Origin of the sequence: Martinezella hainanensis (genome assembly GCF_900094555.1) — a bacterium.
GTDB lineage: Bacteria > Pseudomonadota > Alphaproteobacteria > Rhizobiales > Rhizobiaceae > Rhizobium > Rhizobium hainanense.
Genome location: NZ_FMAC01000007.1, coordinates 394,609 through 418,818, shown reverse-complemented (window position 1 = coordinate 418,818; position 24,210 = coordinate 394,609). Strand labels below are relative to the sequence as shown.

20 protein-coding genes and 1 pseudogene are annotated in these 24,210 nt (G+C 60.0%); 17 read left to right on the top strand and 4 right to left on the bottom strand.

The window, feature by feature from the left end; translation table 11 throughout:
- From GA0061100_RS23305 to GA0061100_RS35425, 7 genes and pseudogenes are all read left to right on the top strand, one after another.
- Window positions 1-387: pseudogene (locus GA0061100_RS23305) on the top strand (bifunctional methylenetetrahydrofolate dehydrogenase/methenyltetrahydrofolate cyclohydrolase); the annotation flags it as partial.
- A gap of 113 nt (window positions 388-500) precedes the next feature.
- Window positions 501-1,634: an aminomethyl transferase family protein gene (locus GA0061100_RS23300; protein WP_075855102.1), complete on the top strand. Its 1,134-nt coding sequence runs from the start codon at window positions 501-503 to the stop codon at window positions 1,632-1,634.
- 10 nt (window positions 1,635-1,644) lie between these two features.
- Entirely contained in the window at window positions 1,645-2,250 is a 606-nt protein-coding gene (locus GA0061100_RS23295) for a dimethylamine monooxygenase subunit DmmA family protein (RefSeq protein ID WP_075855101.1), read from the top strand.
- A complete protein-coding gene (locus GA0061100_RS23290; RefSeq protein WP_075855100.1) occupies window positions 2,247-3,212 on the top strand; it encodes a PDR/VanB family oxidoreductase in 966 nt (321 codons plus the stop codon). Before GA0061100_RS23295 ends, GA0061100_RS23290 begins: the two co-directional genes overlap by 4 nt.
- Before the next feature lie 29 nt (window positions 3,213-3,241).
- Window positions 3,242-4,282: a heme-dependent oxidative N-demethylase family protein gene (locus tag GA0061100_RS23285; RefSeq protein ID WP_075855099.1), complete on the top strand. Its 1,041-nt coding sequence runs from the start codon at window positions 3,242-3,244 to the stop codon at window positions 4,280-4,282.
- A 68-nt stretch (window positions 4,283-4,350) separates the two neighbouring features.
- Window positions 4,351-5,688 carry an NAD(P)-binding domain-containing protein gene (locus tag GA0061100_RS23280; RefSeq protein WP_075855098.1) on the top strand — a complete coding sequence of 446 codons (1,338 nt, stop codon included), beginning with the start codon at window positions 4,351-4,353 and terminating at the stop codon, window positions 5,686-5,688.
- 117 nt (window positions 5,689-5,805) lie between these two features.
- Entirely contained in the window at window positions 5,806-6,405 is a 600-nt protein-coding gene (locus GA0061100_RS35425; RefSeq protein WP_075855140.1) for a methyl-accepting chemotaxis protein, read from the top strand.
- Window positions 6,406-6,595: 190 nt separating this feature from the next.
- On the opposite strand, the gene GA0061100_RS23270 is transcribed toward GA0061100_RS35425, so the two are convergent.
- Window positions 6,596-6,913, bottom strand: coding sequence for a hypothetical protein (locus GA0061100_RS23270; RefSeq protein ID WP_143525515.1), 318 nt, complete (start codon window positions 6,911-6,913; stop codon window positions 6,596-6,598).
- Window positions 6,914-7,196: 283 nt separating this feature from the next.
- Window positions 7,197-9,566: a trimethylamine N-oxide demethylase gene (locus GA0061100_RS23265; protein WP_075855096.1), complete on the bottom strand. Its 2,370-nt coding sequence runs from the start codon at window positions 9,564-9,566 to the stop codon at window positions 7,197-7,199.
- Between the two features lie 241 nt (window positions 9,567-9,807).
- Here GA0061100_RS23265 and GA0061100_RS23260 point away from each other — a divergent pair, with 241 nt between their 5' ends.
- The gene (locus tag GA0061100_RS23260) at window positions 9,808-11,592 is read left to right on the top strand and encodes a trimethylamine N-oxide permease (protein ID WP_075855095.1); all 1,785 of its coding nucleotides are present in this window, start codon (window positions 9,808-9,810) and stop codon (window positions 11,590-11,592) included.
- Between the two features lie 93 nt (window positions 11,593-11,685).
- On the opposite strand, the gene GA0061100_RS23255 is transcribed toward GA0061100_RS23260, so the two are convergent.
- Window positions 11,686-13,137, bottom strand: coding sequence for an MFS transporter (locus tag GA0061100_RS23255; protein ID WP_075855094.1), 1,452 nt, complete (start codon window positions 13,135-13,137; stop codon window positions 11,686-11,688).
- A gap of 112 nt (window positions 13,138-13,249) precedes the next feature.
- Here GA0061100_RS23255 and GA0061100_RS23250 point away from each other — a divergent pair, with 112 nt between their 5' ends.
- Window positions 13,250-14,125 (top strand): helix-turn-helix transcriptional regulator, encoded by an 876-nt coding sequence (locus GA0061100_RS23250; RefSeq protein WP_075855093.1) that lies wholly within the window; start codon window positions 13,250-13,252, stop codon window positions 14,123-14,125.
- A gap of 297 nt (window positions 14,126-14,422) precedes the next feature.
- Window positions 14,423-14,737, top strand: a complete 315-nt coding sequence (locus GA0061100_RS23245; protein ID WP_075855092.1) for a hypothetical protein — start codon at window positions 14,423-14,425, stop codon at window positions 14,735-14,737.
- 211 nt (window positions 14,738-14,948) lie between these two features.
- Here GA0061100_RS23245 and GA0061100_RS23240 read toward each other — a convergent pair whose 3' ends face one another.
- A complete protein-coding gene (locus tag GA0061100_RS23240; protein WP_075855091.1) occupies window positions 14,949-15,848 on the bottom strand; it encodes a LysR substrate-binding domain-containing protein in 900 nt (299 codons plus the stop codon).
- A 135-nt stretch (window positions 15,849-15,983) separates the two neighbouring features.
- Here GA0061100_RS23240 and GA0061100_RS23235 point away from each other — a divergent pair, with 135 nt between their 5' ends.
- Genes GA0061100_RS23235 through GA0061100_RS23205 form a run of 7 tightly spaced genes read left to right on the top strand, consistent with a single transcriptional unit; the run spans window position 15,984 to window position 24,127 of the window.
- Window positions 15,984-17,534, top strand: a complete 1,551-nt coding sequence (locus GA0061100_RS23235) for an ABC transporter substrate-binding protein (protein WP_075855090.1) — start codon at window positions 15,984-15,986, stop codon at window positions 17,532-17,534.
- Window positions 17,535-17,556: 22 nt separating this feature from the next.
- Window positions 17,557-18,438, top strand: a complete 882-nt coding sequence (locus GA0061100_RS23230) for a dihydrodipicolinate synthase family protein (protein ID WP_075855089.1) — start codon at window positions 17,557-17,559, stop codon at window positions 18,436-18,438.
- Between the two features lie 34 nt (window positions 18,439-18,472).
- Window positions 18,473-19,432: a nucleoside hydrolase gene (locus GA0061100_RS23225; RefSeq protein ID WP_075855088.1), complete on the top strand. Its 960-nt coding sequence runs from the start codon at window positions 18,473-18,475 to the stop codon at window positions 19,430-19,432.
- Entirely contained in the window at window positions 19,429-20,400 is a 972-nt protein-coding gene (locus GA0061100_RS23220) for a nucleoside hydrolase (RefSeq protein WP_075855087.1), read from the top strand. Before GA0061100_RS23225 ends, GA0061100_RS23220 begins: the two co-directional genes overlap by 4 nt.
- 5 nt (window positions 20,401-20,405) lie before the next feature.
- Entirely contained in the window at window positions 20,406-21,380 is a 975-nt protein-coding gene (locus GA0061100_RS23215) for an ABC transporter permease (protein WP_075855086.1), read from the top strand.
- Window positions 21,380-22,318, top strand: a complete 939-nt coding sequence (locus tag GA0061100_RS23210) for an ABC transporter permease (protein ID WP_075855085.1) — start codon at window positions 21,380-21,382, stop codon at window positions 22,316-22,318. The genes GA0061100_RS23215 and GA0061100_RS23210 overlap by 1 nt, the downstream gene beginning before the upstream one ends.
- Before the next feature lie 3 nt (window positions 22,319-22,321).
- Window positions 22,322-24,127 carry an ABC transporter ATP-binding protein gene (locus GA0061100_RS23205; protein ID WP_075855084.1) on the top strand — a complete coding sequence of 602 codons (1,806 nt, stop codon included), beginning with the start codon at window positions 22,322-22,324 and terminating at the stop codon, window positions 24,125-24,127.
- The last annotated feature ends 83 nt before the right edge of the window (window positions 24,128-24,210 follow it).

Below are 24,210 nucleotides of genomic sequence, written 5' to 3'. Positions count from 1 at the left end.
CTGTTCGGCAAGCCGATGGCGCAATTGCTGCTCAATGCCAATGCGACTGTCACGACGGCGCATTCGCGCACGAAGGATCTCGCCTCCGTGGCAAGGGGCGCCGATATCCTGGTGGCGGCTGTGGGACGTCCGGAGATGGTGAAGGCGGACTGGGTGAAGCTAGGTGCCACCGTCATCGATGTCGGCATCAACCGCATCGATGCGCCGGAGCGGGGCGAGGGCAAGAGCCGTCTGGTGGGCGATGTCGCCTATGCTGAGGCCTCAGACATTGCCGCAGCCATCACGCCGGTTCCGGGCGGTGTCGGTCCGATGACCATCGCCATGCTGATGGCCAATACCGTCAGCGCCGCCCATCGCTCAGCTGGCAGAAAGCCGCCGAGATTCTGACCGAAAACACGGTCCGGAGTGTCGAGAAAAAACCTTCGGATCGGCTTGCCAAGGCGTGAAAGACGATTATAGTCAGGAAATAAATATTCCATAGAAGAAAATGAGGGAACGAAATGGCATTATCATGGCGTTTCTCCGCCTTGGCGGACCGGCACCGTGCTCTCGGATCGAAACTCGAGGACTGGAGCGGCATGGGAACCGCCTGGACCTACGACAAGGACATGTCGCAGGAACATGTGGCGATCCGCACCAAGGCCGGCATCATGGACGTTTCCGGCCTAAAGAAGGTGCATCTCGTCGGGCCGCATGCCATTGCCGTGCTTGACTATATCACCACCCGCGACATGTCCAAGATCTATCCCGGCCGCTCAGTCTATGCCGCCATGCTCAATGACCGCGGCTATTTCACCGACGATTGCATCGTCTACCGCACCGGCCCGAACTCCTGGATGCTGGTGCATGGTTCGGGCTCCGGCCATGAGGAGCTCGTCAAGCAGGCCGCCGGTCGCAACTGCGCCGTCCTCTTCGACGACGATCTGCACGATCTGTCGCTGCAAGGCCCCGCCGCGGTCGACTATCTCGCCAAATATGTGCCTGGCATCCGCGACCTCAAATATTTCCATCACATGCAGACGACGCTGTTCGGCGTGCCCGTGATGATCTCGCGCACCGGCTATACGGGCGAGCGCGGCTATGAGATCTTCGTCCGCGGCCAGGATGCGCCGATGGTCTGGGATCGCATCGTTGCCGAAGGCGAGGAAATGGGAATCATTCCCTGCTGCTTCAGCGTTCTCGACATGCTCCGCGTCGAAAGCTATCTGCTCTTCTACCCCTATGATAACTCGCAGATGTATCCCTTTGCCGACCAGCCGCCCGGCGACAGCCTGTGGGAACTCGGCCTCGATTTCACCGTCAGCCCCGGCAAGACCGGCTTCCGCGGTGCCGAAGAACACGCGCGCCTCAAGGGCAAGGAACGGTTCAAGATCTTCGGCATGCTCATCGATGCCGATGGCCCGGCCGATCTTGGTGACGAGGTCTATGCTGAGGGTAAGAAGGTCGGCGTCATCACCTGCCCCTGCTATTCGTCCTTGACGAAGAAATCGATGGCGATCGCCCGTCTCGACGTTGACAAGGCCGTTCAGGGCACGAAACTGGAAGTTCGTGGCAAGAGCCTCAAGGCGAGCGCGATTGCCCATACGCTGCCGTTCGACGATCCGGAAAAGAAGAAGAGGACGGCTATCGGCTAAGGAGGCGCTCATGCTTGTCGAAGGCATCAAGAGCCGACCGGTCTACAGGGGTCTCTCCATTCAGCCGCATGCCCGGCGGCATCTGTTTGCTCTGGAAGGCGAGGGGGCCAATGCCCTCCTCGACCAGACGCCGGCGCTTGACGATGTAGCGCTGTCGCGCAGCGAAATCCTTTATGTTGCGCGCGGCTCACAGGGCAGGGGTCATGACGAGAGCCTGCGCAGGCTTGGCGCCGACATGTTCTTCACTGCGCCGACGATCGCGACGTTGCTTTTCCGCCTGAAAGGCTCGCTTGCAACGGCGCATATGGGCACGCGGCTTTATATCGCCGGTACCGAGGGCTTTATCGGCCAGGCGATGATGGTGGCGCTCGACTACGGCATGGATCATGCCTCGATCATCACGGAACATCGCGGATCGCTGTCCCGTCGCGTGCAATGTGTCCACTGCAAGGGCATCACCGAAGATGTCACGCACAGTCCCTTCGCCTGCGGCCATTGCGGGTTGCAGCTATTGGTGCGCGACCACTATTCGCGTCGTCTCGGCGCCTTCCAGGGTGTCAACATCGATGCGGAAGAGCCCGGCACTGCACCCGATCCTGAGGAGTTGTTCCTGTGAGCGGTGGTACGGAAATTCCGGTTCGCGTCGCGAAGGTGACGCTAGTCGCCGATCGCATCAAGCGCTTCCGCTTCGAGCGTCTCGACGGCGCGCCGATGCCTTATTTTTCCGGCGGCGCGCACGTCATCGTTTCCATGAATGATGAAGGGCATGTGCGTCGCAACGCCTATTCGCTGATGTCGCCGCCGCATGATTGCTTGGCCTATGAGATCAGCGTGCTGCGCGTCGAGGAATCGCGCGGTGGCTCCGCCTTCATGCATGAGAAGGTGAGGGAGGGCGACGAGCTCAAGGTCAGCTATCCCGTCAATCTCTTCCAGCCGGACTGGCGCGGGCGCAAGCATCTCTTGATTGCCGGCGGCATCGGCATCACGCCCTTTATTGCGATGATGCAGCAGTTTTCGCGCGAAGGTGCCAATTTCGAGCTGCACTATGCCGTGCGCTCGCTCGATCGCGGCGCCTATTGCCGCGAACTTATCGAGCAATATGGCCCGCAGCGGGTGAAGATCTATTGCGATGCCGATCGCAATTTCATTCCTGTGGCACGTCTGCTCGAAAGCCAGCCGCTCGGCACGCATCTCTATGTCTGCGGCCCGGCCGGCATGATCGATGGCGTGCTGAGGACGGGTATCGAGGCCGGTTGGCCGGAACAGAACCTGCATTCCGAGCGCTTCCTCTCGTCACAACCTGGCAAACCCTTCTCCATCATGTTGACGCGGTCGGGCAAGACCGTTCATGTCGGCCACCACGAAAGCATGCTGGAGGCGATCGAGGCTGCCGGCATCGACGCGCCCTTCCTCTGTCGCGGCGGCGCCTGCGGACAGTGCGAGACAAGTGTTGCCGCCTGCGACGGCAAGCTTCTGCATAATGACGTCTATTTGACCGACGAAGAAAAGGCCTCCGGCCGAAAGGTGATGATCTGTGTTTCCCGTTTCGAAGGAAGCGCATTGCATCTCGACCTTTAGGCTTCAGGCCGATACCCAGGAGAACGGACATGGCAATCGCCTTCAAGAATGAAACATTCCGGGACGATTTCAGCTATCGCAACAGTCCGGAAAATGTCCGGCGCTTTCCGTTCCCGTTCGATCGCGACGAGTACATGTATTCGGTCAACATGGAACCGCATGTGAAGGGGCAGAAGGATACGGTCTTTGAAAGCCTGATCGACGTCGACGAGCATTACGTCGCCGAGATGCACGACCGGGCTCTGGTCCTGAAGCAAGATCCACTGCGCTACCAGGCGCTGCCGCACATGATGTCCGCGCAATGGGATACGCTGGAGCTCCTGATGGAGGAGCAGGCCGCCGGCTATCCCGAGCATTTCACGCTCACCAAGAATGGCGACCAGTGGCGCTGGATCAACCGTCCCCTCGGCATCGACGACACCTTTACGTTCGGCGATGCGTCGACGCTGCCTTACGAACCCTTCGAATACATCACGCGACAGGCACAGGGCGATTTCTGCATCGTCGACCAGCGCGACGGCAATCTCTGGATGGATGCCGGCATGGTGACGACCCAGGCCGACTGGTCGCTCGATTTCGATATCGGCATGAATTTCATGGAGTGGCACGGGCCGGTGCCGCTCGCCCACCAGATCGGGGTCTTCGACCGTGCCCTGAAATTCCTCTTGAACCTGCAGCTGGGCAAGCCGACACGCCGGTTCAACTGGACGATGACCATCAATCCGCGCCTCGATACCAGCCCCGAAAACTATCCGAAATGGGGTCCGGATCGCACCACGGTGACGCCTGAGAATGTCGGCGAAAAGGTGCATCTTCGCGTCGAGCTGCAGAGCTTGTGGCGCCTGCCGCGTTCCAACGCCATCCTCTTCGTCATCCGCTGTTATCTGATGAATATGGACGAGCTCGTCACCGTGCCGAAATGGGCGCGCCGCTTCCCGCGTGTGCTGAAAACCCTGCCGCCGGAGCTCATCGATTACAAGGGCCTGACGCGCTTCCGCCAGACCACCATCGACTGGCTTTCGAGATATGACGACGGGGCGCCGACCAGCCCCGGCATTTTTCCGGATTGATGCCGGGCACCACGCCAAACTTCTGCAGGCAATAAGAATTTCGATAGAATCGAGAAGGGGAATGCGACATGACACGAGTTGCCGTTATCGGTGCCGGCCCTTCGGGCCTTGCCCAGCTGCGGGCCTTCCAATCGGCCGCAAAGAAGGGTGCTGATATCCCGGAAGTCGTCTGCTTCGAAAAGCAGGCGGACTGGGGCGGCCTTTGGAACTATACCTGGCGCACGGGCCTCGATGAATATGGCGAGCCCGTCCATGGCAGCATGTATCGCTATCTCTGGTCGAACGGCCCGAAGGAATGCCTGGAATTCGCCGACTACTCCTTCGAGGAGCATTTCGGCAAGCCGATCGCCTCCTATCCGCCGCGTGCCGTGCTCTGGGATTATATCAAGGGCCGCGTCGAAAAGGCCGACGTGCGCAAATGGGTGCGCTTCAGCACGCCGGTACGCATGGTACGCTTCGATGAAGAGACGAAGAAATTCACGGTGACGGCGCACGATCGCACGCAGGACCGGATGTATGACGAGGTGTTCGACTATGTCGTCGTTGCCTCGGGTCATTTCTCGACACCGAACGTGCCCTATTTCGAGGGCGTGAAGACCTTCAACGGTCGCGTGTTGCATGCACACGATTTCCGCGATGCGCTGGAATTCAAGGGCAAGGACGTGCTGCTCGTCGGCCGCAGCTACTCGGCCGAGGATATTGGCTCGCAATGCTGGAAATACGGGGCGAAATCCGTGACGACGAGCTATCGCTCCAAGCCGATGGGCTTCAAATGGCCTGCCAACTTCGAAGAGAGGCCGCTGTTGACGCGGCTGGAGAACAAGACGGCATATTTTGCCGACGGCTCATCGAAGGATGTCGATGCGCTGATCCTGTGCACCGGCTATCAGCATCACTTTCCGTTCTTGCCGGATGATCTGCGCCTGAAGACGGCCAATCGCCTCTGGGCCGACCACCTCTACAAGGGTGTGATCTTCGACAAGAATCCGCAGCTTTTCTATATCGGCATGCAGGATCAGTTCTACACCTTCAACATGTTCGACGTGCAAGCATGGTGGGCGCGCGATGTCATCATGGGCCGCATCAAGCTGCCGCCGGAATCCGAGCTGCAGGCGAACTTCGACAAATGGCGCGCCCGTGAGGAGACGCTCGAGGATGCCGAGCAGATGATCTGGTATCAGGGCGACTACGTGAAGGAGCTGCTCGCCGAGACCGATTATCCGAGCTTCGACATCGAGGGTACCAACAAGACCTTCATGGAGTGGGAACATCACAAGGCCGAGAACATCATGGGCTTCCGCGACCATGCCTATCGCTCGCTGATGACCGGCACCATGTCGCCGACGCATCATACACCCTGGGTCGACGCGCTTGACGATTCGATGGAGGAATATCTGCGCAACTGATCCGCGGTCATTTCCCCACCTAACCGGCAAGGGAGGCGAAGAGCAGCCCTTGCCGGCCCTTTTGTGCGTTGAGACGAAACGAGTTCATCCGCAACCTTCTCTTCGGGCATGGCATCCATGGATTTCCAGACAAGCGTTCTCGGCCGCATGGCCGGTTTCCTCTATCGCTGCCGGGCAGACGAAAACTATACGATGCTCGAAATGACCGATGGCATCGAGCGCATCTTCGGCTATCCGGCCGACGAGATTGTCGGTAACCGCACGCGAACGTTTACCTCGATCATGCACGAGGACGACATTCCGCTCATGGACGAGCTCGTCGGCAAGGCGCTGGAAGCTCGCACGGACTGGACGATGGAATATCGCATTCGTCACCGTGACGGACATCTTGTCTGGGTGACGGAGACCGGCGGCGGTGTCTGGGACGAGGCCGGCGAGCTGCTTTATCTCGAGGGCAGCATCCTCAATGTCGAATCCCTTTATCAGCGCCTTGATGAACAGACCGCAGGCATGCGGGTCACTGCATCCAAGACGAACGAGATCCTGCAGTCCTTGCGCTATCTGAAGCTGCTTGCCGTCAATGCCGGCATCGAGGCGGCAAGGGCAGGGACGGCCGGATCGGGCTTTGCCGTATTGGCGGCGGAAATGCGCACGCTCGCAAACTCCTCGGAAGAGGCAGCGCGTGCGATTTCGAGCGCGCAGAGGAAGGCAGAATAAAGCGTTCTCCGCGTATTTTCGTTAGTTCGGTGCAACTCAGGTTCCGATAGTGCGTGAGCGAAGGAGTTCCCTCGTGGTTCCCCTCGCAGAGCCGTGTTGCGTTGCGGCAACCTTAAAGAAGCGGCCGGCGGAGGTGGCGCATGGTTGGAAAACCATGGCCACACCCAGTCGATGCAGTCAGACGCCAGTTTTAATGGCCGGAAACGCCCGGCATGCTCTCCGCCTTCTCCAGGCCCGCCTGTTCGGGAGTAAGTTCGTCCGCCAGGCCGACCCATAGGCACTGCAGGGTTGAACCGCCAGCTAGATTCTGAATGTAGGTTGCATTGCCGTTCGCAGCATAAGAATCTGTGTGTCCTGCTGCGATATTGACGTTTTGCCAATTGTTGACGTGAACAATCGTCAGATTGTACGTCGATACATTAGGACCACGATTATAGACGTGCAAAATTCCAGGCACTGGTCCTAGTATGTGTATTTGTCCATCTGGTGGTATATTGACGACTGCCATTTTCATCTCCTCTTGTTGAATATCGCATAGCTGTCCTGCGCGAGAGGCTATGGGTTATCCTCCTTGCTCAAGGCAGCCCGACAATAGAGGCCGCTGCTTCGAGGAAATGTGCGGAACATCACAGACGGGGCGGAATATCACGGCTTGAAAGCCGCGATGTGCCGCGCGATAAATTCGCTTGTGTTGAAATCGGTCGCCGCCTGCCGCCGTCAACGATCGGGAAACGACAAGAGCACCGCGATAGCTTCAAGCAACGCCTGGAAGCGGAAGGGTCGGAAATGCTCTAAGAGCGCGGCCGCGTCTTCTGCGGGTCGTAGTGGGAGAGCGGCACGATGACTGCCGGAAGCCGCTTCTGCTGACCGTCGAGCTTGCCGATCTCGACCTTGGTGCCGACGGCCGCATGGGTGACGTCGACGCGGGCAAGCGCAATGGTCTTGCCAAGGATCGGCGACCGTGTCGCGCTGGTAATCACACCGATCTGCGCCCGGCCGATATGGATGCAGTCACCATGGCCGACGGCTTCGTTGGCTTCGATATCGAGGCCCACCATCAGATGGCGCGGATTTTCCTTCCGGCGGATCAGTGCCTCCCGGCCGATGAAATCATCCTGCTTGGATTTCAGGGGCACAGTGAAGCCGATGCCGGCCTCGAAGGGATCGGTCTGGTCGTCGAATTCATGGTGGGCAAAGACGAGGCCAGCCTCGATGCGCACCATGTCCAGTGCCTCGAGGCCCATGGGCTTCAGCCCATAGGGCTCGCCGGCTTTCCAGACCGCGTCGAAGACGGTTGCCGCATCCTTCGGATGGCAGAAGATTTCATAGCCGAGCTCGCCGGTATAGCCAGTGCGCGACACGACGACCGGCGCTCCCTCGAAGTGGCCGATACGGCCGACGGCGAAGCGGAACCATTCGAGCTCGCTGATCGTCGGCTGCCGGGGCGCAGTCCAGATGATCTCTTTCAGGATATCACGGCTCTTCGGGCCTTGCAGGGCAATATTGTGCATCTGGTCGGTGGAAGAGCGGACCCAGGCCTTGAAGCCCTTCTTCTCGGCCTGCTCGCGCAGCCAGATGCCGCTATAGTCGTCACCGCCGATCCAGCGGAAATTCTTGTCGCCGAGACGAAACAGCGTGCCGTCGTCGATCATGCCGCCATGTTCGTAGCACATGGCGGTATAGACGACCTGACCGGTCGATAGCTTGCGCACATCGCGCGTCAGGCAATATTGCAGAAGCTCTTCCGCATCCGGCCCCGTCACCTCGAACTTGCGAAGCGGCGAGAGGTCCATCACCACGGCGCGTTCGCGACAGGCCCAGTATTCTTCGACCGCTCCTTCCGAAGAGAAGCGGTTCGGCAACCAGAAGCCGCGATATTCGGTGTAATCGCGCGTCATGGCGGAGAGGCGCGGGTGGAATGCGGTTTCCCGCGTCAATTCAGGGTCGGCGTCAGGGGTCATGCGATAAGCCACCGCTCGTGTGAATTTTTCTTTGCCGGAAAAGGTGCGGACGTGGATATCGGTCGGGTCCCAGCCATTGGCCGCATCGATGTCATCGGGGCAAGAGGAGGAAACACAGACGAGATCCGTCAGTGCGCGCATCAGGACGTAATCGCCCGGTCTCGACCAGGGTTCGTCGAGATAGAGCTGGTTATTGTGATCGACATTGGTGTTGTAGAAGTAGTTGAGCGCCTCCCAGCCCTTTCGGCCGGCAATGCCGTAGGGCGCAAGTGCCGCGTTGAAATTGTCGGTGCAGTTGACATGGCCGGGATAGCCCATGTCGTCATAGTATCGCGAATTGCAGGCCGTTGCGAAGGCGTCGTGGCGGCCGACCGTATCCTGCACGATTTCCACCAGTGGCTCGAAATCACGGTCGAAAGCCTTGGAAGGAAGGCCGGGAGCCGGATAGCTGCGGCCAAGCAGGGTGCGGGTCACTGTGGAATCGAGTGCAAGATCGAGGCCCTTGTCGACCTTGCGGGCGGAAAAGGCCTGAAAGTCGGTGCATTGCCGGCCATAGACATCGATGATCTGAATATATTCGCCGGCACGAACGAAATAGGCCGAAGCGGTTGCCGCCTTGATGCGAATGTCCTCGATCGGATCGGCGAGCGGTTCCGGCAGCGCGGAGGCATAATCGCGCAGGATCGTCGTGTGGCGTATCCTGACCTCGATGGGTGTTGCCGTGTCCTGTGCCTCTGGCGACATAGCTGCTCCCGGCGCGCAGGCGATCAGCAGACCTTTGAGAGCGATGGTGAATTCCGCGGTGCTGCCGGTAGGCGATGACCCGCCGAAAAGGTGCAATGCGGCGGCGGTGGCCAGGTCCGCGCCGCGCCGCTCCAGCGTCTTGCGCATGCGTCCGGCACTTTCATCTGCGGACGAAAGAATGGCTTTCAATCCTGTCGCTTCGCCGGTGAACGCGGAGCCCAATCCTGCGGATTGAAAGCGGCCCTTTTCATCCAGGAAAGTCAGCTCGCAGACCTGTCCGCCCTCGCTGTCCGTGACCGTGATCCGGTCACCGGGCTCGACGCGCACGACCAGCGATCCGCCGCCCTTGCAGCGGTAGCGCTCGGTGTCGGGCGGCAGCGTCGGAATGCCCGGATAGCGGATAATGCTTGCCGAGACGGGCCGTATTCCGGCGGTCGGCGGATGGAGATCTCGCATAGAGCCCTCTCGGGAAATGAGGTGTGTCGGACACCGGAATCATGCTGACAAAATGCTGTTCGAAAGTAAAGGGATGTTGACTAAAAAGAAAATATCTTCACTATGTATAAAGGGCATGTATCTGGAAACCGCGCGCAGACTCGGCTCATGAAAACCTCCAGCAAGCCCCGCAATGCCATGGGAGGCACGTTCAGGGAGACGTACGAGAGATACGTCCGGAACAAAATGGGGAATATCACCGATGACGGATATCGTGGACGCCGGCGCTTCCGCCGGCACCGAAGGTAAGCTTATACGCGCGCTTGACTGGAAGGGCGCGTTCTGGGTGGCTGCGGGCGTGCCGCCGCTTGTTCTTTTCTCCATCGGCGGCATCGCCGGCACGACGGGCAAGCTTGCCTTCGTCGTGTGGATCATTTCGATGATCATGGGGTTCCTGCAATCCTTCACCTACGCGGAAATTGCCGGCATGTTCGGCAACAAGTCCGGCGGTGCCTCGGTTTACGGCGCGACCGCCTGGCTGCGCTATTCGAAATTCATTGCGCCGCTTTCCGTATGGTGCAACTGGTTTGCCTGGTCGCCGGTGCTGTCGCTCGGCTGCGCCATAGCGGCCGGTTATATCCTCAATGCCTTCTTCCCCATTCCAGCGGCGGATTCGCAGGCGGTGCTCAGCTGGATCAGTGCACACGCGGCCTCGATCACCGCCGATAGCCCGCGTGTTGCGGAATACATCGCGGCCCACGCCGGTACATCGCCCGACGATGCGGTAAAAGCGCTACTCAGCGCCGACGGCGTCGCAGCTTTTACGCCGGCCATTCGCAACTGGTCGCTGTTCAGCTTCAACATTCCTTTCCTCGCGACCGCCAATATCAATGCCACCTTCTTCATCGGCGGCATCCTGATGCTGATCATCTTCGCGATCCAGCATCGCGGCATATCCGAAACGGCAAGCGTACAGAAATGGCTCGCCATCATCGTACTCGTGCCGCTTCTGATTATCGGTGTCTATCCGATCGTCAGCGGCCAAATCCTCTCCGCCAACGTGACCGGACTGTTGCCGCCGACAGCGGCGTACGCTGCGACCGACGGCACCTGGAGCAATGGCGGCTGGACGCTCTTCCTCGGCGGTCTCTATATCGCCGCCTGGTCGACCTACGGTTTCGAGACTGCGGTCTGCTATACGCGGGAATTGAAGAACCCGAAGACGGATACCTTCAAGGCGATCTTCTATTCGGGCCTTGCCTGCTGCATCTTCTTCTTCCTCGTGCCCTTCGCCTTTCAGGGCGTGCTCGGTCATGCTGGCATGCTGGCTCCGGGCATTGTCGACGGCACTGGTGTCGCCGAAGCGCTCGGCGGCCTGATCGGCGCTGGCCGCGTCGTCACGCAGTTGCTCGTCATCCTGATGATCCTGGCACTATTCCTGGCGATCATGACGGCAATGGCCGGTTCCTCCCGCACCCTCTATCAGGGCTCGAAGGATGGCTGGCTGCCGAAATATCTCGATCATGTGAACGAGAACGGCGCGCCCACGAGAGCGATGTGGACCGACTTTGCCTTCAATCTCTTTCTTCTCGCTATTGCGTCGGACACGAGCGGTTATTTCTTCGTGCTTGCCGTCTCCAACGTCGGATACATCATCTTCAACTTCCTCAATCTCAATTCCGGCTGGATCCATCGCATGGACTCCGGCCATGTCGAGCGTCCATGGAAGGCACCGTCCTGGCTCATTGGCCTCAATACCATCCTTGCCTTCGTCAACGCGCTTTTCCTTGGCGCTGGCGCCAAGGTCTGGGGCTATGCCAATGCCCTTTGGATCGGTTTTGCCTTCGCGGCCCTGATCCTGCCGGTCTTTGCCTACAGGCATTATGTTCGCGATGGCGGCAAGTTCCCGGCCGGCGCCATGGATGATCTTGGCCTGGTCGGCCAGGATCTGGGTGTCAGGAAGGCGGGCATTCTACCCTATCTGGCGCTTGCCGGCGGGCTTGCCATCGTGCTGATCGCCAATTGGGCTTTCCAGCTGCCGTCATAGCGGCATCCGGTAGAAGATGAGGTTCATGCTTGCAAGTCCGGCCTGGTCACAGGCCGGACTTTGCTATTGGAGCAACTGCCGGTGACCGTTCGATCATTCGGGTGCGACGATCAGGCTGTCGTCGATCTCGGCTTCTTCAGGTTGGCTGCGCTGTCGCGCCAGCCGTAGAAGCGTAGCCGCCAGCAGGATGGCCATCAACCCGAGCTCGACGGCGATGGCCGTTACGCCGGCGGAGAGATAGGCGCTCGAATACTGCAGCACCTGGGCAAATACAGCCCCGAGGATCGCCGGTCCGAGACCCAATGACACCTGTTGCATGGTCGCAAGCATGGCGCTGCCGGCGCCGGCATGTTCATGTGGCACGTCCGCCAACCCCAGCCGGTAGAAGCTGTTGACGATCAGAGCCTGCCCGAAACCGATCAGGACCGTGGATGGGATAAGGTTGATGACGCCCGGCTGAGGCCAGACCGTTTCGAGCGTCACGATGAGCAGGATGAGCCCGCTCATCTGGATCACGCAGCCCATCGCCAGCATGAGCTCCCGGCGTATGTTTGCAAGGCGACGCGTGACGAAGGCGGCCGAGATGAAATAGGAGCCGCCGAGCGCAATCAAGGCATTGCCCGATTGCAGCGGTGTCAGCCCGGCGCCTGCCTGCAGCGTCAGCGCGAAGACGAACATGAAGCCGCTCCAGCAGGTGAAGAAGAGTATGGCGATCAAGCCTCCGAACCGCATGCTGGAGATGCGTGTGAGTGAGGGAGGCAGGATCGGGAAGGCGCCGCGCGCCTCCTTGGCGCGTTCGATGCGCCAAAGAAGCACCACCAGCGGCAGGATCGGCACGAAGCCCAGCAGGCAAAGCCAATTCCAGTGGAGCGAGGGGCCGAGCGCGGTCGGCAGCAGCACCGAAAGCGTCAGTAGCGCCAGTGTGATCATGCCGGACCAGTCGATCGGAACTCTGTCTTGGCCGCGCGTTTCGGGAACATGCCGCCACATGCTGAGCAGGATCAGGATGCAGATCGGCAGATTGATGAGAAAGATGCTGCGCCAGCCGGAGCCGGCAATATCGGCCGAGATCAGGAAGCCGCCGAGAACCTGACCGACGATGAAGGCGATGCCGCCGATTGCGCTATAGAGAGAAACGGCGCGGGCGTGATCGCGTCCGGTCAGGCTGACATGGATCGTTGCCAGTACCTGCGGCACCATCAGCGCTGCTGCAATTCCCTGCAGTGCGCGAGCGACGATCAGGAAGGTGACTGAAGTCGCCACTCCGCAGAGCAGGGACGCGAGGCAGAACATCAGGACGGCCAGGCCGAACATGCGCCGGCGGCCGAAATTGTCACCAAGGCGCGCACCCATCGCCAGGCAGACGGCAAAGGCGACGCCATAGGCGGCGACGAAAAGTTCGAGTTCGGTCTCGCCGGCATGCAGCGAGGCGGAGATGGCGGCAAGGCCGACATTGATGATGGAAAAATCGAGCTGCAGCAGCAATTGCCCGGCAAGCAGGATCAGCAGGCCGAATTGGCCAAGCCGGATTGGTGCGGATGTCATGGGGACCTCAAACGATTTCCAGAACTGAGTCCACAGCGTTCTACACCTATGTTAAACTGGTACAAGATACCTGTTTAGACTGGTATAAAAAGTATCAGGCTGGAGAATGGAAATGCACGGTACGCTCGATATCACCCACAATCAGATGCTCTCGCGGGCACAGGAACTTGGTGAGATGTTGCGAAGACGGCGGGAAACTCTTGACCCGCAGCGACTGGGTCTTGGCCGCGCCGGGCGCATTCGTACACCCGGATTGCGACGGGAGGAAGTGGCGTCGCGTGCCGATATCGGCATCACCTGGTACACCAAGCTGGAGCAGGGCCGGCCGATCCGCGTGTCGCCGCGCGTGCTTCTCTCTGTCGCCCACGCTCTGGAATTCAACGAAGTCGAGACGGAACACCTGTTCAGATTGGCCAATCTGCCGGTTCCGCCCCGGCTCGAAAATCCTCGGGTCTGCGAGCCGCTCACGGAGGCAAGCCAGCGCATCCTCGATCAGCTCTGTCCTTACCCCGCTTTTATCCAGACGAAGCGCTACAATATACGCGGCTTCAACGAAGCCTATCGCCGTCTCGTCGGCGTCGATCTCGATGCGATCCCGCTTGAAGATCGCAATTGCATCTATCTGTCCCTCGTCAATCCCGCGTGGCGGGCGAGCCAGGTCAATCCCGATGAGGTATTGGCCGGCATGGCCGCGCTGTTCCGCGCCTCGATGGCGGAACACATCGACGACCCGGCCTGGGAGCGGCAACTGGAGCGCTACATGAGCGCTTCCGATCAGTTTCGAATCGTCTGGGACCGATATCAGCTCAAGGGCATCGAGAATGTCGTGAAGCGCTTCCGTTTGACGGATGGCACGATACTGGCGCTGCAATCCAACAATTGGTGGGCAAGCCCCAGCAATGACGACCGCATGATCGTTTACACGCCCGTCGACGAAGCCGGGATGGAGAGGCTGAGCGCGATGATGAAGCGCAGGCGGGCTTGCTGAACGATTCGCCGAGACCCTTGGGATCAGATCACCATATCGGCGCTGCGGCCGGTTTCGTAGCGGGCTCGGACACCCGGCGTACCGGCGGTGTCAAAAATGGACGTAGTCTTTAGGCGGCAGTCTGCCTAACCTGACAAGCAGCAGACATGGATGCGGCCGGTTCGGCTGGCGGCTTGCCGCCGAGGACCGTCCGTTGCGAATAGCCAAAGCTGAAGTAATGCGTTGCAATAGTATCAGAGTAGTTTCACTTGCAAGGGCTCGGCCATCTGTGATGTCGGACCGGCAGTGGAAGGAGGCATGATGGAACGCTTTCGCCACCTTATGGGAGGCAGCCTATCGCCGAAGCAAGTCGCGACACTCCAGGAGGTGCTGGACAACGTCACCAGCCAGCCCTGGTTCGATAACAACGAGCATAGCCGCAACGCGCTAGCCGGGCGGCTGACTTTTCTTATCAAAATTGGAATAGAAAACGCTGCGCATCTCCAAACCATCGGTGTCTGTTGGGCGGTAAATGACTTCAACCGCGATGCGATGAAAACGAACCGAGGGAAGCCGGCGGAGATACCAGGGATCAGGAATGCCGAGCAGCTTCGGCTTGAGGATTACCGCTAATCCTCGCATCCCGCGTCCGAGCTCAACGGGCATCTCGGTAAGATTCCGATGTCCTGCGACAGAACGCGATTTCATTTGGATGGCGCGATTAAACGCCTGCTTCTAGCCTGAAGCGCCTTGCAATCTTTCAGGATCGCTTCTTGCGCTTTAGACCTTTGATTTCCCGCATGTCATTGTCGAAAAGCCGCTGCACACTTTTGCGCGATATGCTTCAAATCGCGGACACCATGTCCGAGCCGATGAGCTCGCTCATTCGTTTGATGAGGTCGTCCAGGATTGAGATGCGGTGGCCGCCGGAAGGACGAATGGCGAAGTAGGCGACCTCGATCTGCGGTTCGAATGGGATCGCAATGATATCGATTCCGGCAGACTGCAGGCTTGTGTGGTCGACGATGCCAACGCCCATGCCCGCGGCTGCGAAATGACAGCAATTGAGCATCGATGTCTCCATCGTGCTGGTTGGCTGATGATCCTGCGCGGAGAAGGCGCGATCGAGTGCAAGTCTGAGCGGCGAATTGCGGCCGGGGATCAGCACGCGTTCCTCCATGAGGTCGGCGGGTCGAATGACGTTTCGGGAGGCCAGCCGGTGCCCCGGGGCCATGGCGGCGACAGCATGGGAACTGTGCAGGAGAACGGCATTCTTGTCCGCCATACGGGGTGAACCGAAGACAAAGCCAAGGTCGTAGCGGTTCTTGTCGACCATGTCCCAAATGTGCCGGCTGTTTTCGACATCGATGACAAGCGGAATGTCGCGCCGGTTGCCGACGACATCGAGGATGGCTTGATGAAGATATGGCCGCACAAGCGATGTCACGCTGGCAATCCTCAGAACGGTATTCTTGTGCCGACGAATATCGTCGGCTGCCTGGGCGATCTGGTCGAGGCCGAGATAGAGCCGTTCGACTTCCCGGAAGAGCTGTGTCGCCTCCACCGTCGGCACGAGGCGGGCACCCACCCGCTCGAACAGCGTGATTTCGACGATTTCCTCCAAGTCACGGATGAGGCGGCTGACGGCGGGCTGCGTGACGTTCAAGGCATCGGCTGCAGCCGTGATGCCCCCCGTCATCATGACGCTTCTGAAGGCTTCCACTTGTCTTGGTTTCAATCGCATCCCAACGCCCTTTCCATAACATTAGGGCATGGATCGAACACAAAATGCAATTTTTCTTTTTGGGCCAGGTTCTTTAGTTGCAGAGAAAATCTGCTTGGAGAGTGCGGATTTCGCAAACGCCGGAGGAACACCATCATGAAATTTCTAAAGGTCGCAGCCGTCTTGGCGGCATCCGTCCTTGCCATGCCGCTCGCAAGCCAGGCCAGGGATTTGACCGTAGGTCTTGCTGCCTCGACGACATCCATGGATCCGCAGTTCTACGTCGTCGGGCCGAACAGCGCGATGGCACGCAATATTTTCGATGGTCTCGTCAATCAGGATGAGAAGCAGCGGCTGCAGCCGGCACTGGCGCTATCGTGGAGGACAATCGACGACACGACCTGGGAATTCAAGCTTCGTCCGAATGTGAAATTCCATGACGGCAGCGATTTTACCGCCGATGATGTCGTTGCCAGCGTCAAGCGCGTGCCGCTCGCGTCCAAGAACAGCCCGAGCTCCTTTGCGGCCTATGTCAAGGCGATCACCGAGGTCACGGCGGTCGATCCGCTGACGGTCCGTATCAAGACCGACGGCCCGACGCCGCTGCTGTTGAACAACCTCAGCCGTATCGCGATCCTGCCGGCCAAGATGCGAGATATCACGACGGAAGAGATGAATTCCGGCAAGGGCGTGATCGGCACAGGCCCGTTCAAATTTGTCTCCTGGACGCCCGACGATAACGTCGTGCTCGCGCGCAATGACGCCTATTGGGGCGAAAAGGCCGCCTGGGACAAGGTCACTTTCAAGGTATTCAAGAACAGCAGCGCGCGTGTTGCCGCAATGCTTTCCGGCGATGTCGACATGATCGAAAGCATCCCGACGGCCGACACGCGACGGCTGCAGGGTTCCGACCAGCTGAAGGTCGTCAATGTTGCCGGCAACCGGATCATGTACCTTCACATGGACCAGGCGCGCGAGGAATCGCCCTTCGCCAAGGGGGCCGACGGCAAGAACCCACTCTTGAAGCTTGAGGTGCGCCGCGCGCTTTCGCTTTCGATCAACCGCGAAGCACTCGTCGACCGTATCATGGACGGGCAGGGCGTGCCCGCCGGGCAGCTCGTTCCGGAAGGCTATTTCGGCTATGACCCGTCCATCAAGGTCGATCCTTACGATCCGAACAAGGCGAAGGAGCTTCTCGCCAAGGCCGGCTATCCCAACGGGTTCTCGCTGACCTTCCATGCTTCCAACGACCGCTATCCGAATGATTCAAAGGTTGCCCAGGCGATCGGCCAGTTCTTCAGTCGCGTCGGCATCAAGACCGAGGTCGCGACCTTGCCCGGCAGCGTCTATTTCACCCGCGCCTCCAATCTCGAGTTCAGTTTCATCATGGGTGGTGCGGCGGTCGAGACGGGCGAGGCATCCGGCGTGCTCGGCCCGATCCTGGAAACTTTTGGCGACAAGGCGGGGCAGGGCAACCGCGGGCGCTATTCGAACCCGGAGTTCGACAAGGCGCTGAACGAAGCACGCTCGACGCTCGACGATGGCAAGCGTGAGGAGCTTCTTCGCAAGGCGACCGAGATCGCAATGAACGACCTTGGCGTCATCCCGATCTTCTACCTCGCCAACACCTGGGCGGTGAAGAAGGACCTTTCTTATCCCGGTCGGTCGGATGGCTACACGCTTCCCTATTATGTGAAGCCCAACTGAGCCGGCGAAGGGACGATCGAAGATGTCTTTCCGCGGCGTATTTCCCTATCTCGTCTCCCCGGTCGATCAATCCGGTCAGGTGATGAAGGGCGTGTTGACCGATCTCGTGGATCACCTGATCGCTTCAGGGGTCCACGGCCTGACGCCGCTCGGAAGTACCGGTGAATTCGCCTATCTGAACTGGGATCAGCGCCGCAGCGTCGTCGATACCGTGATTGCCGCCAGCCGCAGACGCGTTCCCGTGGTGACGGGGGTTGCATCGACATCGACCAGCGATGCCGTCACCCAGACCGAATATATGGTCGAGGCAGGGGCCGACGGTATCCTTGCCGTGCTGGAATCCTATTTTCCGGTCAACGATGAGAGTGTCGAGGCCTACTTCACGGCCATTGCCAAGGCCGCAAAAGGGCGGCCGGTGGTGCTCTACACCAATCCGCAATTCCAGCGTTCCGATTTGAGCCTGCCCGTTATCGAGCGGCTTAGCCGCGTCGATAATATCCGCTACCTCAAGGACGCCTCGACCAATACGGGGCGGCTGCTCTCCATCATCGAACGGACCCATGGCCGAATGGAGGTGTTTGCCGCCTCGGCCCACATTCCGGTCTGCGTGATGATGATCGGTGGCGTCGGCTGGATGGCAGGCCCTGCCTGCGTCGTGCCGAAGCAGAGCATCGCGCTTTATGAGGCGGCCAATGCCGGCGATTGGGCAAGGGCGATGGAGCTGCAGCGGCCGCTCTGGCGGGTCAACGAGATCTTCGCAAAATATTCGATCGCCGCCTGCATCAAGACGGCGCTGGAACTGCAGGGTTTTGCCGTCGGCGCCCCCATGCATCCGCAACTCCCGCTTGGCGAGGCCGCACGAACCGAGATCGCGGACGTTCTTCGCGAACTCGACGCCCTTTGACACCGCGTTTACCGTCTATTGAAGGCATTTCACCATGAAGCCGATTTCGATCATTGTCGATTGTGACCCCGGAATTGACGATACGATCGCACTTCTGACCGCATTCGTGTCGCCGGAACTCAACATACTCGGCATCACGCCGGTCTGCGGCAACCAGCCGCTGGAGCGCACCGTGCGCAACGCCCTTCAGGTTTGCGAACTCGGCGGACGCCCCGATATTCCGGTCTTTGCAGGCTGTTTCCGCCCGATGCTGCGCGAGCCGATCCACGGCCAGTTTCACGGCAAGACCGGGCTTGGCAACACGATCTTGCCGGAGCCTGAAAAGAAGGCGGAGAGCAAATCGGCGGTCGATTTCCTCATCGATACGTTGAGCGAAGCAGCGCGGACGGGAGAGCGTGTCACGCTCTGCTGCCTCGGACCGATGACCAACGTCGCTGTCGCCCTGCGCATGAAGCCGGGGATTGCCGAGGGCGTCGAGCGGATCGTCATGATGGGAGGCGCCTATCGCGAACCCGGCAACCGGACGATGACCTCCGAATTCAACATGCTGGCGGACCCGCATGCGGCGCATGTCGTCTTCTCGAGCGGAATTCCGCTCGTCGCGCTGGCGCTCGATGCGACGCATCAGGTGATGCTGAAGCCCGAGCATGTCGCCGAATTCTCCCGCGTCAGCGGGCGCATCTCGCAGACGCTTGCCGAGCTGATGGCCTTCTGGGATCGCAACGATGTGCGCCGCTACGGCTCGCGCGGCGGCCCGCTGCACGATCCGCTGGTGATCGCCTATATCCTCGCCCCGCATCTGTTCGAGACCGAGAAGGCTCGCGTATTCGTGGAATATGAAAGCGAACTCTGCATGGGTCAGACGATTGCCGACTGGTACGGCAAGAGCGGCCTCGAGCCGAATGCCGACATCGTCACCAAGGTCGATGCCGAGGGTGTGATCGCCTTCTTTCTCGAGCGCTTGTCGCGCTATGCCGAGAAGGCTGTCGCATGAGACGCGAAAAGATCATCATCGATGCCGATCCCGGCGTGGACGATGCCGCCGCCATCCTGATGGCGCTCGCATCGCCGGAAGTCGATGTACTTGGTTTGTCGATCGTCGCAGGCAATGTTCCGCTTCGCGATACGGTGGTCAACGCCTGCAAGATCGTCGGTCTTAGCGGCCGTCATGACGTGCCGGTTCATGCGGGGGCTGGCGGACCGCTCGTGCGGGATCAGGTCTATGGCAAATATGCCCGGATCGGCGCGTTTGACGATGCCTTGGTCAAAGCCGGTGATATAGGCCCATCCGACGAGCATGCCGTCCATTTCATCGCGCGCTCCGCGCGCGAAGCGGTAGCGGCCGGCGAGCAGATCACCATCTGCGCCATCGGGCCGATGACCAATATCGCCTTGGCGCTCATCCAGCATCCGGACGTGGCATCCGGCATAAGACAGATCGTCTCGATGGGCGGAGCCTTTAAGGCGCTCGGCCATCGCACGCCCTGGGCCGAATTCAATATCTATGCCGATCCGCACGCCGCCGAGGTCGTCTATCGCTCGGGCGTGCCGATCGTAACGATGCCGCTCGACATGACGCTTCAGGCCCTGTTTACCGCGGAGCATTTCGAGCAGTTCCGGGCCGGCGGCGAGGTAGGGAACGCGCTTTTCAACCTGCTTTCGACCTTCGACCGCAGCGACGTCGGGCGGTTCGGCAGGCCGGGCGGCCCGATCCACGACGCGACGACGATTGCCTGGCTCATACGCCCGGATTTGTTCACCGGCCGCAAGGCTTTCGTCGGCGTGCAGGTAACCGGCCTCACCATGGGCTACACCTATGCGGACTTTTACGGAAAGATGGATCGCTTGCCGAATGCCACTGTCATCACCGACGTCGACGAGGCCGGGTTCATCGCACTGCTGATCGAGCGTATCGCCCGTTATGGGCGGGATGGGCTCGGGACAACAGCGCAGGGAGGTTGAAAATCATGGGCGGATATTTGCTGAGCCGGTCGATCCAGACCGTTCTTACGTTGCTCGTCATGTCGGTTCTGGTCTTTGCCGGACTCTATCTCGTCGGCAATCCCGTCGATGTGCTGTTGAGCCCGACGGCAACGCCGGCGGAACGTCTTCAGGTGATCCAGTCCTTCGGCCTCGACAAGCCTGTTTGGGAGCAATACTGGCTGTTTATCACGCGTGCGCTATCAGGCGATCTCGGCAATTCCTTCGTCTATAATCAACCCGCGCTGACGTTGATCCTTCACCGTATGCCGGCGACCTTGGAGCTCGCCTTCGTTGCACTCGTCATGGCGCTTGTCATCGGTATTCCGCTTGGCGTCTATGCCGGCCTGAAGCCGAAGGGCCTGATCTCGAAATCGATCATGACCTTCTCGATCCTCGGCTTCAGCCTGCCGACTTTCTGGATCGGCCTCGTGATGATCATGCTGTTCAGCGTGCATTTCGGCTGGCTGCCGGCCTCCGGCCGGGGCCAGACATTGCCAGTTTTCGGCGTGCCGCTCAGCCTCTTCACTTTGGACGGCCTTTCCCATCTGGTGTTGCCGGCCTTCAACCTGGCGCTTTTCAAGATTTCGCTCGTCATCCGACTGACCCGCGCCGGCGTCATGGAGACGATGCAGCTCGATTTCGTCCGCTTCGCCCGCGCCAAGGGCCTGACCGAGCGGCGGATCGTCACCGTGCATGTGCTGAAGAACACGCTGATCCCGCTGATCACCGTGATCGGCCTCGAACTCGGCTCGTTGATCGCCTTTGCCGTCGTGACCGAGACGATCTTTGCCTGGCCCGGCATGGGCAAGCTCATCATCGACGCGATCGGCGTGCTCGATCGCCCGGTCATCCTCGCCTATCTGATGATCACCGTCGTGATGTTCAGCGTCATCAATCTCCTGGTCGACATCCTCTATTCGATCGTCGATCCCCGCGTTCGTCTCGAAGGGAATTCGTAATGGCCGACAAGAGCTCAAACGCTGGTTCGGTGCATGCGGGCCAGGCGAATGCAGGCAAGGCGGCCTCGCGCTCACCGTTCCGCCAGACGATGTCGGCTCTTCTGCACGACAGGCTTGCGCTGGCAGGCCTCATCATCGTCGCCATCTTCGTGGTTGCTGCAATATTCGCGCCGTTGCTCGCCCCGCAGAACCCCTATGACCTGTCCCAGCTCGACATTCTCGATGGGCGCCTGCCGCCCGGCTCGCATAGCACGAGCGGCATGCTTTACCTGATCGGTACGGACGATCAGGGTCGCGATCTGATGAGCGCGATCCTGTACGGCCTGCGTACCAGCCTGCTCGTGGGCATATCGAGTGCCGCCGTGGCGCTGGTCATCGGCGCCTCGATCGGGCTCGTCAGCGCCTATGTCGGCGGTCGCCTCGATGCCTTCCTGATGCGAGTAGTCGATATCCAGCTAAGCTTCCCGGCCATTCTCATCGCGCTGATCTTTCTCGCCATCCTCGGGCAAGGCGTCGACAAGATCATCCTGGCGCTCATCGTCACGCAATGGGCCTATTATGCCCGCACGATTCGCGGCTCGGCGCTGGTGGAGCGCAAACGTGCCTATGTGGACGCTGCCCGCTCGATGGCCTTGCCCGATGGCAGCATCCTCTTTCGCCATATCCTGCCGAACTGCCTGCCACCCTTGATCGTGGTCGCGACGATGCGCGTGGCCTATGCCATCATGCTGGAGGCGACGCTCTCCTTCCTCGGTATCGGCCTGCCGGTCACACAACCGTCTCTCGGCCTGCTGATTTCCAACGGTTTCGAATATCTGCTGTCGGGCGACTACTGGATCAGCTTCTTTCCGGGCCTTGCGCTTCTCATGCTCATCGTCGGGATCAATCTCATCGGCGATGCGCTGCGCGATATCCTCAATCCACGGCGGGAAGGCTGAGCCATGACCAAACCGATCCTTTCGATCTCCAAGCTCAACACGGCCTTTCGCGTCGGAGGCGAGTGGCGCAATGTCATCAGCGATATCAGCTTCGATATCGGCCCGAAGGAAACCGTCGCTGTTGTCGGCGAATCCGGCTCCGGCAAGAGTGTTACGGCCATGTCGATCATGCGGCTTCTGTCGCCAGCCAATTCGAAGATCACAGGCAGGATCGAGTTCGAGGGACGCGATCTTCTGTCCCTGCCGCTTGCCGATATGCAGGCGATCCGCGGCAACAGGATCGGCATGATCTTCCAGGAACCGATGACCTCGCTCAATCCCGTCCTGAGGATTGGCCAGCAGATCACCGAGGTGCTGGTGCAGCATCGCGGCATGTCGCAATCACAGGCCGAAGCTGAAGCGGTGCGCCTGCTTGAGAAGGTGCGCATCCCTTCGGCGAAATCGCGCCTTAACGACTATCCGATGAATTTTTCCGGCGGTATGCGCCAGCGCGTGGTGATCGCAATCGCGCTTGCCTGCGATCCGAAGCTTCTGATCGCCGACGAACCGACGACCGCGCTCGACGTGACCATCCAGGCGCAGATCCTCGGTCTGATCAAGACGCTGCAGGAAGAAGAGGGGATGTCGGTTCTCTTCATCACCCATGACATGGGCGTCGTTGCTGAAATCTCCGATCGCACGGTCGTCATGTATCGCGGCGAGCAGGTGGAGACGGATACGACCGCAGCGCTCTTTGCCGGCGCCAGGCATCCCTATACGCGCGCGCTTCTTTCGGCCGTGCCGCAACTCGGCTCGATGACCGGAAAGGACCGCCCCTTGCGCTTTCCGCAGGTGGATATGGCGACCGGCGAGGTGCAGCCGGTGAAGCCGACCGAAGATACGGTAAAGCTCAGCGAGCCGCCCATCCTGAAGGTCGACAACCTCATCACCCGCTTTCCCGTCAAGCGCGGCTTCCTGCGTAGGACCGTCGGCAGCATCCACGCCGTCGAAGGCGTTTCGCTCGAACTCAAGCAGGGTGAAACCCTGTCGCTGGTCGGCGAATCCGGTTGCGGCAAGTCGACGACCGGACGTTCGATCATCCGTCTTGCCCCGGCAATGTCAGGCGAAATCCACATCGACGGCAAGGATGTCCTGAAGGCCGGCAAGGGCGATCTCGCCGATATCAGGCGCGAAGCGCAGATGATCTTCCAGGATCCGTTCGAAAGCCTCAATCCGCGCATGCGTATCGGCCAGGCGATCGCCGAACCGATCATTGCCCATGGGCTGGCAAGCGCCTCGCAGGCAAAGGATCGCGTCGGCGGTCTTCTCGAACGGGTCGGCCTTTCGGCCTCGATGGCGGATCGCTTTCCGCACGAGTTCTCGGGTGGGCAGCGCCAGCGTGTGTGCATTGCCCGGGCACTTGCGCTCGAGCCGAAGCTTCTCATTGCCGATGAATCGGTTTCCGCGCTCGACGTCTCCGTCAAGGCGCAGGTCATCAATCTCATGCTGGACCTGCAGGAGAAGTACGGTCTCGGCTATCTCTTCATCAGCCACGACATGGCCGTGGTGGAGCGCATCAGCCACCGTGTTGCGGTGATGTATCTCGGTGAGATCGTCGAGATCGGGCCTCGCCGGGCGGTGTTCGACAATCCGCAACACGACTATACCAAGCGCCTGATGGCGGCAGTGCCGATTGCCGATCCGACGAGGCGCCAGGTGCGCCGCATCTCGAATGAGGAGATCGGGAGCCCGTTCCGCACAGTCGACTACCAACCACCAAAGCGCAGATACGAGCAGGTGGGAGACGGCCACTTTTTCCAGGTGGCTTGAGAGATCGACGCGCCGCGCTGATGAGGGCGCGGCTTGCGGTTTGGTTTTCAGATTGGCGATCGTTGTATACGAAGAAATATAAT